Below are 13,185 nucleotides of genomic sequence, written 5' to 3' on the forward strand. Positions count from 1 at the left end.
TCAGATTAAGCTTACTGATCGACAAAATCTAATTTTGCAGTTTCTCGGGGCCTCTTCTCGTAAATATTATTTTTTGTCTTAAATAACCTGCTGAATGTAGGCTAAATACATTCTACATCAAATTATTATTTCATCGACGATCGCTATTACTGTGAGTCTTGATTTTAGGCGATCGCTATAATGGCTAATACGATATCCATCGCCAATTAATGCTCTAAATCGCGTTTAGCTAAAGCTTGAATTTCAGTGCGTAAGGCAGCAATTTCTACTTGCAATGCTTGAATGGATTTTGTACCTGCAATCTCTGCTTCATCACTTTCCGCATCCTGACCAACAAAGAATGTCGCTAATATCGCTGTCGCATATCCACACAAGGCGATCGCATATACCGCAAGTAAAAAACACAACACTCGTCCTTCCCCAGTTTTGGGAAAGTAATCCGAGCCAATTGTAGTCATCACCATCGCCGTCCACCATAGCGCCGTACCGTAATCCGCAATACCAACTGCCCCATCGGGAAGCTTGCGCTCAAAAGTATAGATTCCCGCAGCACCCGCTAAGGCGACAATCGCCGTTAGAGCAAACACATAGCCAATTCCTCGACGTTCCATACTAGCCCCAAGCAAGCGCATTCCTCGATTCGTTCTAGTCATGATTCCCAACAACTGCAACCCTCTCACAGCATGAACTGATTGCAAAGAGCGAAGGATTGGCACGATCTTTAAAGTTCGTAACGCAGGAATGATTAAAGAGAAAGCGATTAGCCAATTGTGATTAAGATAAAAAAGTTTGTGTGGCGCAAGCAAGAACTTTAGACAGAAATCTAAAATAAAAATGCCCCAAATGGTAATGCCAATCGTTTCTAAGAGCGGATTCAAACCCCAAACTAGCTCAACTATTAACAGTCCTAACCAAGCAAAACTCAGCACTAGCATCGGCATCTCTAGCCAACTTTCCCACTGTTGGAGGAGTTCGTAACGTTCTCGATCTATGGCGGCTAGTTCGGATTCAGGTGGTATTTTTGATGCTGGTTTGGGAGATCTCATAGTTGGTTGGTTGATTGGGACTGATGCGCTTTGAGCCTTGCCCGCAGTTGCGCGAGTTCCTGAGCCATATCTAGCACGATCGCTGCTCCGATTAAATTGAGTCCCAAGTCCTGACGTAAGCGTTGAATTTGAGCAATTCGGGTAATTTCGCGAGAATGTAGCATTGTGCCATTCGGTTCGATTACTCCTAACTCGACATAAACCTGTACAACCGTAATGGAAGTCTTTGTTACGGTTGCGGCATATTCAAAGGTATAAAGTTGTTCACCTTCGAGGGAAACTACCATCGTTGAGAGACTTGATGAATGGTTTGTTGAAAGAACTTCGTTCATAACTTAATCTCCTCTAAGTGAATGCGTGGGTTAAAGCTGGTGTTGGCTTGGATTTTTTCGTAGCATTCTTGCTCGATCGCATTAAGATCCTGTGGCGTAACGATCTGAAGCTTGGCAAATAAATCACCACGTCCGCCTTTGGGCAATGTCCAACCTTTGCCTCGCAATCTTAGCGATTGTCCAGTTTGTAATCCTTTCGGGACTTTCATGGTCACGCTGCCATCAGGTGTCGGCACATTGATCTCTGCACCCAAAACCGCTTCATCGGGACGAATTGGGACATTACACACAAAGCGATCGCCTTCAAAGTGAAAGAAGGAATGCGGTAACAATTCAATCGTGAGATACAAATCGCCGCGCTGTTGAGAAAACGGGCTAGGACGACCTTTCCCCTTGAGTCTAATCCGACTTCCTGTTTTAGCCCCTGCGGGAATGCGGACATTGATCGTGGCATTGTCAAGTTGCAAACGCTTCTGGACACCGTGAAACGCCTCAGAAAAAGTAAGGACGATCGCGGCTTCGGTGTCTGGTGCAGGTGCTTGAGAGCGAAATCCATCACTAGAGGTTCGACGTTGCGATCGCCCTAGTAGATCATTAATAAACGCATCAAAGTCTCCATACTGATCGAAGCCATTTCCAGTATTAGTTTCTCTAGGGGTTGGCGCTTCAGTGTAGTTAGGTTGATTCCAATACTGTCCAAAGCGATCATACTTCTCACGCTTCTCTGGATCGGAGAGTACTTCATTCGCTTCATTCAGATCTTTAAACTTTGCCTCTGCTTCTTCATCTCCAGGATTGAGGTCTGGATGATGCTTACGGGCAATCTTCCGATATGCTCGCTTGATTTCTTCAGGAGTGGCGGTTTTGCTCACTCCCAAGACACTGTAATAGTCTTTAAAGTCAGTTTTAGCTGTAGCCATATTTTTTGATAAACCAAGTCTTTACAAACTGAGTCAGGATGCAATAGGAAGTGAGGATGAAAGCTAGCCAGACAAAGTAAATGGCGGGTAAAGGAATAAACCCTAAACTTGAAGCGAGTGGCGAAAAGGGTAAGTATATGCCCACACCCATAACCGTAGCAGTAATCATCAGCATTGGTAAAGAAGCTCGACTCTGGAAGAAAGGAATCTTAGAAGTACGAATGACATGGACAATTAGCGTTTGCGTCATCAGGCTTTCCACAAACCAACCTGTTTGAAACAGAGCTTGATTGTCTCTAGTAGTTGCCCCAAATACAAACCACATCAAAGCAAAGGTAGCATAGTCAAAAATAGAACTGATCGGTCCGATAAAGGTCATAAAGCGCTGGATATTATCAATTTTCCACTGTGGGGGCTTAGCTAAATCTTCGCGATCGACATCATCAAAGGGAATTCCTGTTTGCGAAAAATCATAGAGAAGATTATTGATTAATATCTGGACTGGTTGCATCGGCAAAAAAGGGAGTAACGCACTCGCGCCCAAGACACTAAACATATTGCCAAAGTTAGAGCTAGTCCCCATCCTGATATATTTGATAATATTCGCAAAGGTTCGGCGACCTTCCATTACACCAGATTCGAGAATTAACAAATTCTTTTCCAATAAAATGATATCGGCTGACTCTTTGGCAATATCTACAGCCGTATCCACGGAGATCCCCACATCAGCTTCTCGCAGAGCCGCCGCATCATTGATGCCATCACCCATATATCCAACGATGTTCCCTTTTTTGCGTAGCACCTGAATAACTTTGGCTTTTTGAGTGGGAGAGAACTTCGCGAAAATAGTCGTGGTTGCGGCAACCTCGGCGAGTTTATCGTCCGATAAAGCTTCAATATCGCTACCTAATAAAATATTTTGGACTGGCAATCCCACATCTTTACAGATTTTCTGAGTAATGATTTCATTATCGCCAGTTAAGATTTTGACATCGACACCAGAGCGCTTGAGAGCTTTAATCGCCTCCGCAGCAGAATCTTTGGGTGGATCGAGAAAGGCAATATTTCCCAACAGAATCAGATCGCTCTCATCATTAATCGCGTAATGGGCTTGATCTGGGGGCATCACTTTATAGGCTACAGCAATTACTCGCAATCCATCAGAATTAAGTTTTTTTTGGAGATCGGCAACCTTACTATGAGCTGACTCGTTCATTGGCTCAACCCGATCATTGACTTTAAGTTGGGTGCAAACCTTGAGAACTTCCTCTACAGCACCTTTACAAATCAGTACATGTTGTTTGCCCATCTCTTCGATGACAACGGACATCCGCCGCCGCACAAAATCAAAGGGGATTTCATCAAACTTCTGATAGTTTTTCTCAATTTCTAAAGACTCAAGTTCTTGATTATGTTCGAGAACTGCAATATCCAATAAATTCTTTAAACCTGTCTGATAGAAACTATTGAGATAGGCATATTTAAGAACATCGGTACTCTCTTGTCCGTAGGGATCTAAGTGTCTCTGCAAAACGATTTTGTCTTGGGTCAAAGTCCCTGTTTTGTCCGTACAGAGAATATTCATCGAGCCGAAGTCTTGAATTGCATCAATATTTTTGACAATCACCTTTTTGTCAGACATCGCGATCGCCCCTTTCGCCAAATTGGCTGTGACAATCACAGGTAGCATTTCGGGGGCAAGTCCCACGGCTACCGACAAGGCAAAAGTGAATGCCTCAACCCAATTCTTTTTAAAGATGCCATTAATCATAAAGACTAAGGGAGCCATAACCAACATAAAGCGCAACAGCAGCATGGTTACGCCATTGACACCTTTATCAAAGCTAGTGCGGGGCTTGCTGCCACTAACAGATTTTGCTAGTGAGGCAAGGTAAGTATGTCCGCCAGTTTCAACGACCACCCCTGTTCCTGAGCCACTGACTACCGCCGTACCCATAAAACAGAGGTTGACTAGTTCTAGGGGATTTTTCTCATTGCGATCGCTTAGATCTACATGCTTTTCCGCAGGGAGAGACTCTCCCGTGAGCGTTGACTGGCTCAGAAATAAGTCTTTCGCCTCAATTAATCTGACATCGGCAGGAATCATATCGCCTGCGGACAGAAAGATAATATCTCCTGCAACTAGTAGCTTTACTTCAATTTCTTTCCCTTTAGTTGTTCAAGTAGTATCTTTGGTTGGAGATGCAGGCTTTGTATGCTCATTTTTACGATTAACCGTTGCCTTAGCGCTCACCATTTCTCGTAATTTTTCGGCAGCTTTATTCGATTTAAATTCTTGCGAGAACCTCAATAATCCACCAAAAAGAACCATTATAAAAATGATTAAAGCAGCAGTTGTACTTCCAGTAAATAGGGAAACGATCGCTAAAACAATTAGTAAAAGCGAGAGAGGATTAGTCACCGTTTTTAGCAGTTGGACATACCACGCGATCTTTTTCTCACGGGCGATCTCGTTTAGTCCATATTTATCTAACCTCTGCTTAGCTTCAGGTTCGCTTAGTCCCTCTAATTCAGTTTCAAATAATTGCAGAACTTCATTCACATCGCTCTGAGCTATACTGATCAGTGATGCCGATGAATCCTTGAAGGTGCTAGACTTTTGGCTTTTAGATGAGTTCGTAGTCTGATTTAAAGTCTGCATAAAATTTTCAATTTTTCAGTGTTGCTAAATAGCTGGGTTACTAGAAGTACGCCGCATCGTGCGCCACATTGAAATTCCCGTAAAAATCAATATCAACAAACCAAGGGCAGTCAAGAATGGATAAATGTGTTCTAGATTAATTACACCAAAGGCTCCTTTATGCCAGCCTAAGATCCATTTAAAATTCTTTTGTTTACCTGTCAGATCTAGGATTTGATAAATTATTCCTGTAATGGTGGTTAGTAATAGAGGCAACAACATAATCGGAGCAAGAATGCGATGAAGATAGCGAATATATTTAAAATATTGGCTACGTTTTTTGGTGGTTTCCATAAATAATTTCCTTAATGTATGTATCTCATATCAAAATCAGAGAAGAATTGAGAGAGTCGCACCCACAGGGTGCGACTCTCTCAATTCTTAAAAAGTTATATTCCAGAGCATCTCTGGAAAAGCTCATCAGATATCCATGCAAGCGTTCCCTTAAAGTTTTTGGCTGGCGTAGGCAGCAACTCAATGTAAGCAGCTTGACGAATTAAATGACCGAGATGACCTTTCACTTCATAGCGATCAAAGAGTTCGGCAACACTTTCCTTCAATCCCAATTTCATCAGCGTTCCTCGCATACCAACCTTAACCGCAGTCGGAGAGTGACATTCAGAAAGCGCTTGCAAATTATGGGCGATCGCAACTCCCTGCTGATAAGCCACTTGTGCGGTTGCGGGTAAAGGATGCTCCATTACAGTGCAGTCACCGCCCGCAAATACTTCTGGGAAATCGAGAAGTTGTAAAGTGTCGGTTAGTTTGAGTCGTCCCTTTTCATCTCGACCGCCTTCAGGAATAGATAAGGTATCCATGAGTGGATTTGTGGCGATTCCCGTTGTCCAAATAATTGTTGTTGCAGCGAGTTCTTCAATTTGTCCATTTCGTTGGAGCATAACTATATTGGGTCGAATTTCAATTACCGCAGTTTCTAGCATTACCTCCACGGGTATAGTACGTGTTTGCAAGGCTTCTTCGGCGGTCTGACGTAGGCGATCGCTGTCACCTTTGAGAATCTGTTTACCCCGTTGAATGACGACTATCCGAATATCGGCAATATCTCCGCCCAATGGACTGTACCAGACTGGCAATAAGTCAGCAAGCGTTGCAGCTAGCTCCACGCCAGAGCTACCAGCGCCGAGGATAGCAATGGTTAATAAGGTCTTTTTCTGCTGTGGTTCTGAAGTTTGGGTAGCTTTTTGCAAACAATCGCGTAGTTTCCAAGCTAAGGCGATCGCATCGTCACTGGTACGAAATGCTAAAGAGTTTTCTCTAGCTCCTTTAACTCCAAAGTAACCAGCTACAGATCCGAGGGACAGCACTAAATTACTATAGGTGTAATGCAAGCCAGAAGCTAAGACGACTTGACGCTGTTGTAGGTCAATCGATTGCACCTCATCACGAATGAAGGCAATGCCACTTTTATGTAAAAGAGCGTCATAACGATGACGGATAAATTGCATGTTCATCTCACCACTGAGAAACTCATACAATAGTGGTTTAAAAATAAAATTCCATTCGCGATCGATTAGAATTGTGGGAGTTGTATAATGCTGACGACTCAAATGTAATGCTGTGAACAAGCCCGTAAAACCACCACCTAAAATTAAGGTTGGGAGAGGTTCAGAAGCTATTAATCGTTGCGGAAATTCTGATATCCCGTCTAATACATTAGACATGTTTATTCTCCTTGTGACAAAATATAGCCTTCTTACTCATGTATCATGTGAAATAGTAATCTTCTCGCCTGAATGTAGAGTTAACATCCAAATTCCATCAAATAAAAGATTAATCCCAATTAGAGTGCCAATGAACCAAACGGCATGAAGCGGAGAACTAGACCAAATAAAAATACCGAAAATGATACCTATGAGTCCACTCGTAAGCATCCATCCCCAATTAAAAGAGATCCAACGCATTTGAAAAGCTAGCGATACCTGGATGATGCCTTGCAAGAAGATGGTAATGCCAAGCACTATCGTAAAAGCAATTGCTCCTTCACGCGGATTTAATATGACGAAAATTCCAGACAGGAGATACAACAGCCCTAGGATTGTTTTCCAGAGGACTTGACCTGCACCTCTAGATTGAAAGGCATAAGCGATTTGGAATATTCCAGCAGAGATGAATATCCAACCAAACAGGACGGTTGAAGCGATAGTAGCAAAGAAGGGAAATACGATCGCAATAATACCCAACACGATCATCACAATCGCGATCGCGGTTATCCATCCAGAGCCAATAACTTGCTCGTCAGTATCATCATATTCAGTAACGCTCATGTTGATCCTCTCTTGAATAGATTGATTGAAATAACGAATAAAGTTTCATAGGGACTTATATATCTCTATGTAGATATACTCGCGATCGCTGCATCCAGTTTGATCAAAGTTTTTCGCCCAGTAGCGTCTTCAACCTGAATTGCAACAATTTCACTATTTGCATTCTCCCCTGTTGAAATTTCCTTTGGTGAATCAATGGTGTGACCATAGGTCATCTCATCTTTGCCCACTTCGATCGCCAAGTTATCACCCTTATCTGGGCGGTCATAAATTATCGACAACAAAGGTGCATTTTTAATCAAGGATTCATCACCGAGTTTTGAGTCAATGATCTCAATCTCAATATGTCGTCCAAGATGATCAGATGAAAACTGGTCAAAAAATTTGCTCCATTGTTCTTGAGGGATAGATTTGCTGATGGCGATTGTATTTGTCATAGAATTTCTCACGGTAAAACATTAATGAATCTGATAGGTTGTATTGCTATATATTTTGGTGACTTACGCGGAATAACGAAGGGGCAATTCATGAATTGCCCCTATCGTCAAACAGGGATTTCAAGGTGTTTTTGGGTAACTCTTAATTTTTTGCAGCAGCTTCAGCATCTAGTCGAGCAGCGATCGCTGTCAAAGTTGCTTCTTCAGCTTCTTGTATAGTCGCTATAGACAAAGCGATCGCAGTAGCGGCATAGTCTTCGGCTTTATCAGCTCGATGTGCAAGATTTTTTACCTTCCGACTCGACTTCCATTCCTCAACATCTGACTTCAACTCAGACTCTTTTTCCTCAAATTGAGATTTGAGCTTGGTTCGGTATTCATCAAATTCTTGTTTTTTGGATTCTAGTGTTGCTCTCGCTTCATCAAGTTTAGATTGAATCTCATCTTGAGTTTTTTTCGGTACAGATTGAAGGTTATCTCTCAGTGATTTCAGCCTCTCTTCTACTACTTCCAAATTGTCATGTAATTTTTTAGTGAAGTTGTCAACTTTTGTACTCATGGTCGATTCCTTACTGACGATTAATTATTGATTGAATTTTTCTAAATTGCAAAGATGCTTAACCAGAATTGATAGAGCATCGATTTGGCAGATTGGTTTTCGTAACGTTTTATTCTGTTTACATTGACTAGCATCTTATTAAGCTGTTTGAGATCCTGTATGTTTAACGTATAAGTTGAATGGATTGTATTGAAAATCTGATGAATCTTTACAAGACTTACGTTAATCTAACTTCACTACCATTTTGCCAATATTTTTACCCGCAAAGAGTCCGATAAATGCGCTCACAGCTTGCTCGATGCCTACCACTACGGTTTCTTTGTTTTTCAGTTTGCCATCTCGGAAATATCTACCCACTTCCTGTTCAAATTTATTCTGAAGATCAAGGAAGTCGCTGACGATTAACCCTTTCATCGTTAATCGCTTAGTAATCATGTTAAAAAGATTAGAAGGTCCGACCTGTGGACTTTCTTCGTTGTAGCCAGAGATGCCGCCACAAGCAATGATCCTGCCATGTATGCGTAACAGGGAGAGGGCAGCTTCCAAAGTTTCACCGCCGACATTATCAAAATAGACATCAATGCCATCGGGAACTGCTTGGTTTAATTGTTCGAGGATAGGAGAAGTTTTATAATTCAATGCGAGATCATAGCCACATTCTTCCTGTAAAAATTTGACCTTTTCCGCAGAGCCTGCTGCTCCAATCACCCGACATCCACGCAATTTGGCAAGTTGTCCAGCAACGCTGCCCACTGCACCTGCTGCTCCCGAAATAAAAATCACGTCGCCATCTTTGACTTCTACTAAATTCAATCCAGCCCAAGCGGTCATACCTGTCATACCCAATGCACCAAGATAGGCTGAAAGTGGTTGGATCTCGCGACTGACCAGATGCAAAGCTTTCGGCACAGCGATAAAGTATTCTCGCCAGCCAAAACTGGAAATGACAACATCTCCCTGCTTAAAATCCTTAGCACGGGAATCGATCACTTCTCCGACTGCGCCACCATCAAGGGGTTTACCTAACGCAAAGGGCGGAACATAGGATTTCCTGTCGCTCATGCGACCACGCATATAGGGATCGACGGACATATAGAGATTGCGAACAAGTACTTGTCCTTCTAGCAGTGGTTCTAATTTGGTTGTAGCGATCGTAAAGTTAGCTGCGGTGGGCATCCCGTTGGGACGAGAAACTAATTGAATTTCGCGGCTCATGATATCTGTCATAATTTTTTCCTAATGATTTATTTAAGCAAGATTTATTTGTGCTTTGCGCTCAAACCCGAACCAAGAATAAATTTGAAAGCATTGCGAAGCAACGCTTTCAAATTTATTCTTATGGTTCTTTTGATTGGAAATGGCTGTAATGTTCATCAGCCGATGCGGGATCTAGTTCCCAGCGATCGCGATCGCGCTTTAGGATCATTTCTTCAGTAGCAAGGGGTGTGTCATCATCTACTTCAATCCCAACCGCTTTTGCCATTTCTTCCATATCATTGCGATCGGGAACTGCGGTGCTACCGCCAACGGCTTCATCACCATTTACTTCAGCTCGATAGGCATCATTCTCAGTGTCATCGGCTGAGTCTGCACCTTTTAATGGATGCGATTGTGGGTTTGTCATACATTTTCTCCTTTATGCAACCTGTTTTAATGAAGCCATATCAATCACGAAGCGATATTTCACGTCACTTTTGACGAGGCGATCGTAGGCTTCATTGATGTTTTGGATGGGGATAAGTTCAATATCAGCAGTAACGTTATGCTTACCGCAGAAATCCAACATCTCTTGGGTTTCTTTAATGCCGCCAATCAGAGAACCGCTCATACTGCGCCGACCGAAAATTAGGCTGCCCACCGAAAGCAAAAGCGGCTCTGATGGAATTCCGACTTGAGTGAGGTTGCCGTCACGTCTCAAGAGCAGGAGGTAAGCGTTGATATCATGCTTTGCAGATACAGTATCGAGAATAAAGTGGAAAGTATTTAGTTGCTTCTGCATCTCGTCTTCATTTTTAGAATTGACGACTTCATCGGCTCCGAGCCGTAGCGCATCTTCAACTTTGTTCGATGAGGTAGTGAAAACCACGACATACGCACCCATAGCTTTTGCTAATTTCACCCCAACATGTCCTAGCCCACCGAGTCCCACAACACCTACTTTCTGACCCTTGGTCACATTGTGATAGCGTAAGGGAGAATAAGTCGTAATCCCAGCGCACAGCAATGGAGCAGTTGCCGCAAGATCCAAATTCTTGGGGATTTTCAGTACAAATTCTTTGTCCACCACAATGCTTTCGGAATATCCACCGTAGGTGATTCCGCCAGTATGTTTGTCGGGAGAGTTATAAGTAAAAATCGCACCTTTCTCGCAGAACTGCTCTAGGTTTTCCTTACAGTTGGTACAAGTAAGGCAAGAATCGACCATACAACCCACCCCAACTTTGTCGCCTTCCTTAAACCTATTGACATCTTTGCCAACTTTTATGACTCGACCGACGATTTCATGACCAGGGACGCAAGGGTAGGTAGCGCTGCTCCATTCGCTGCGGACGGTGTGCAAATCGGAGTGACACACACCGCAATAGAGAATTTCGATCTGCACATCATGCTTGCCAACTTTTCGACGTTCAAAGCTAAAGGGCGCAAGGGGAGTTGTGGCATTTTGGGCAGCATAGGCTTTCGTTGTCATCGTTTTTTCTCTTAATGATTTGTTTGGATGCAGTCTATTAGTAGTCCAGAGAATTTTTCAAAAGCGTTGCAGAGCAACGCTTTTGAAAAATTCTCTAGGGTTTATATCAGCGCAAAGCGCTGTAAACTTACTTCAAGGCTTTGATTAAAGCTTCAAACTGAACTAGCAAAGACTTGTCATGAGGTGTAACGAGTGGAATCTGGCGATCAATTTTTAGGAATTGATAGACTACCATTTGTGCAGCTCTTACTGAATACTCGACCGTGAAAACAGTATCATCGGGAATTTCGACAAACTGACTTATAAAAGCGAGGTTCTTTGAGTTGAGAGGGATCGGCAATGGTCGATCGCCATGCGATCGCGGCATAAACATACTGGTGATATAGGGCATTCGGCAAGGAATACAGTTTGCTGATTCCACCACATCTAAATCAAATCGCAAATGACCACAGAGCTCTTGAAGGATTTCTTCACCATTACAATCGGACATTGGTTTGGGAACGAAATCACCTACGCGATCGGGAAAGAGTGCATAGCCCCAGAAAACCTGTACATTCGCAGGCTGATTATTAAAATGGGGCTGATTGGCAAGAACAATTGACATCAGCCAATTGGAATCTTTAAAGGTGACAAGTCCTCCAGTCCCCGCTTCATTGCCACTGAATTCCAACATCTTATTGAAGAATGTAGGAGTTGTGAGGGTGACTGTAAAAGATTCCCAAAGAGATTCAGCAATACTACTATTGAAAACAGAAGGATTGCCGAACTCTGGGTTATTCATCGCCAGCTTTTCCCATAGATTCCAACTGGTACAGTCCTGCTTAATCAATTTTTGAGGCGCACTCGTCATTGAACCCAAACTGGAGGCATCAGTCATCGAGCCATTTTGGAGAAAAACAAAATCGTTGCTGTTAACTTCAATAGTTTTGCGATCGCCATGTTGCTGATAATGAATACTCGTTACCACAAATTTACTGTCCTCAGTGCGGTGATCGAGATCTAATACTTGGGAATCTAGAACAAAGTTAACTCCTTGGGATACCAGCCAACTCTGTAAAGGACAAATCAATGAATCATACTGATTGTAGATTGTCCGTTTCACGCCAGCGAGGGTTTCAATCCGAGAAAATTCGAGCATAAAGCGGTGTAAATACCGCTTGAATTCAATGGCACTATGCCAAGGTTGGAAAGCGAAAGTAGTTGACCACATAAACCAAAATTCAGTCTCAAAAAATTCTGGAGAAAGCCAATCGGTAATTCGAGTAGTAGCCAGATCTTTTTCATTCGCTTGGCTGAGCTTAAGTAGCTCTTGACGATCTTGCATCGAAAAGCCCATTGAACTGACAGGCACTTTCCCACGACGATGATCGACAAGTCTTGCCATACAATTTGACTTATGCTGCTCATTAAACTCCATCGTTTCGTCAAATACGGTTTTGTGCGGCAAATTTAGAGAGGGAATCGACTTATAAAGCTCCCAAGTACACTCATAATTGTCAGTGGTTAACATCCGACCTCCACGCATCGAATAGCCATCCACTGGGTTTCCAATTCCATCCATACTTCCACCGAGAAGCGGCTTCACTTCTAAAATAGAAATATTTGCCCCAGAGAATCCACCATCGCGAATCATAAAAGCGGCAGCAGCTAAAGAGCCAATTCCACCACCCAACATATATGCTTTAGATTCATTATTCATGTCAAGTGTTGGCATATTATTTTTCGTGACGTTTTAATCTGTCTGCATTCATTAGCTTCCTCCCCTGTTGGTTGAGATTGCGTATAGGTAATGTATAAATTGAAGTGATTGCATGAAATAAATTTAATTCTTTACACACAATTTTTCTACCCCAACTATGTAGATCAGCTTAATTACAGCGCTTTGCTCAACCCCAAACCAAGAAAAATTTTGAAAGCATAGCTTTGCAACGCTTTCAAAATTTTTCTTGTGGCTCGTTTGATCAGCAATTGCTGTAAAAACTAAAATCCAAACCAATAACCTAGGCTAAAAAGATTCACCGCAAACCAAAACCCAAGAATCGAGTGGCGGCGCTTCGCGCCGCCACTCGATTCTTGGGTTTTGGTTTGTACTAGCTAACTCTTTTTTTGCTATAACTGGAGTCTAGACTAAGTTGATTAAAAAAATCAAAAAAAGAGCAGGAAAAAGTAACCCAGAGAATGGATAACTGAGCAAATCCAAGAGAATGAAAAGGAGA

Annotated in this window: 14 protein-coding genes; all 14 read right to left on the bottom strand. The window is 42.6% G+C overall.

The features are described 5' to 3' along the window. Positions 1-206: 206 nt before the first annotated feature. The 14 genes from H6G05_RS24215 to H6G05_RS24275 all read right to left on the bottom strand — a co-directional run bounded on the left by H6G05_RS24215 (position 207) and on the right by H6G05_RS24275 (position 12,683). Complete coding sequence (locus tag H6G05_RS24215) at positions 207-1,046, bottom strand: potassium channel family protein (protein WP_190582434.1); 840 nt, start codon at positions 1,044-1,046, stop codon at positions 207-209. Beyond that, on the bottom strand, positions 1,043-1,378 hold the full coding sequence (locus H6G05_RS24220) for a chaperone modulator CbpM (RefSeq protein ID WP_190582435.1): 336 nt from the start codon (positions 1,376-1,378) through the stop codon (positions 1,043-1,045). The genes H6G05_RS24215 and H6G05_RS24220 overlap by 4 nt, the downstream gene beginning before the upstream one ends. Next, positions 1,375-2,298, bottom strand: coding sequence for a DnaJ C-terminal domain-containing protein (locus H6G05_RS24225; protein ID WP_190582437.1), 924 nt, complete (start codon positions 2,296-2,298; stop codon positions 1,375-1,377). The genes H6G05_RS24220 and H6G05_RS24225 overlap by 4 nt, the downstream gene beginning before the upstream one ends. After that, positions 2,285-4,459, bottom strand: coding sequence for a magnesium-translocating P-type ATPase (gene mgtA, locus H6G05_RS24230; protein ID WP_322096428.1), 2,175 nt, complete (start codon positions 4,457-4,459; stop codon positions 2,285-2,287). Before mgtA ends, H6G05_RS24225 begins: the two co-directional genes overlap by 14 nt. 18 nt (positions 4,460-4,477) lie before the next feature. Continuing rightward, a complete protein-coding gene (locus tag H6G05_RS25500; protein WP_242025800.1) occupies positions 4,478-4,960 on the bottom strand; it encodes a cation-transporting P-type ATPase in 483 nt (160 codons plus the stop codon). A gap of 24 nt (positions 4,961-4,984) precedes the next feature. Next, positions 4,985-5,293: a hypothetical protein gene (locus H6G05_RS24235; protein WP_190582439.1), complete on the bottom strand. Its 309-nt coding sequence runs from the start codon at positions 5,291-5,293 to the stop codon at positions 4,985-4,987. Between the two features lie 95 nt (positions 5,294-5,388). After that, complete coding sequence (locus tag H6G05_RS24240) at positions 5,389-6,681, bottom strand: NAD(P)/FAD-dependent oxidoreductase (protein ID WP_190582441.1); 1,293 nt, start codon at positions 6,679-6,681, stop codon at positions 5,389-5,391. 36 nt (positions 6,682-6,717) lie between these two features. Beyond that, positions 6,718-7,284 carry an HdeD family acid-resistance protein gene (locus H6G05_RS24245; RefSeq protein ID WP_190582443.1) on the bottom strand — a complete coding sequence of 189 codons (567 nt, stop codon included), beginning with the start codon at positions 7,282-7,284 and terminating at the stop codon, positions 6,718-6,720. Positions 7,285-7,349: 65 nt separating this feature from the next. Continuing rightward, positions 7,350-7,721, bottom strand: a complete 372-nt coding sequence (locus H6G05_RS24250; RefSeq protein WP_190582445.1) for a DUF5335 family protein — start codon at positions 7,719-7,721, stop codon at positions 7,350-7,352. Between the two features lie 142 nt (positions 7,722-7,863). Then, the gene (locus tag H6G05_RS24255; protein WP_190582447.1) at positions 7,864-8,280 is read right to left on the bottom strand and encodes a hypothetical protein; all 417 of its coding nucleotides are present in this window, start codon (positions 8,278-8,280) and stop codon (positions 7,864-7,866) included. Between the two features lie 222 nt (positions 8,281-8,502). Beyond that, positions 8,503-9,507 (bottom strand): NADP-dependent oxidoreductase, encoded by a 1,005-nt coding sequence (locus H6G05_RS24260; protein WP_190582449.1) that lies wholly within the window; start codon positions 9,505-9,507, stop codon positions 8,503-8,505. 109 nt (positions 9,508-9,616) lie between these two features. Beyond that, positions 9,617-9,904: a DUF6335 family protein gene (locus H6G05_RS24265; RefSeq protein ID WP_190582451.1), complete on the bottom strand. Its 288-nt coding sequence runs from the start codon at positions 9,902-9,904 to the stop codon at positions 9,617-9,619. 12 nt (positions 9,905-9,916) lie between these two features. Next, a complete protein-coding gene (locus H6G05_RS24270; protein ID WP_190582453.1) occupies positions 9,917-10,969 on the bottom strand; it encodes an NAD(P)-dependent alcohol dehydrogenase in 1,053 nt (350 codons plus the stop codon). Positions 10,970-11,096: 127 nt separating this feature from the next. Next, complete coding sequence (locus tag H6G05_RS24275; protein WP_242025802.1) at positions 11,097-12,683, bottom strand: oleate hydratase; 1,587 nt, start codon at positions 12,681-12,683, stop codon at positions 11,097-11,099. Positions 12,684-13,185: the final 502 nt, after the last annotated feature.

The organism is Phormidium tenue FACHB-1050, from assembly GCF_014696925.1.
In the GTDB taxonomy this organism is placed as follows: Bacteria; Cyanobacteriota; Cyanobacteriia; order Pseudanabaenales; family Pseudanabaenaceae; genus Pseudanabaena.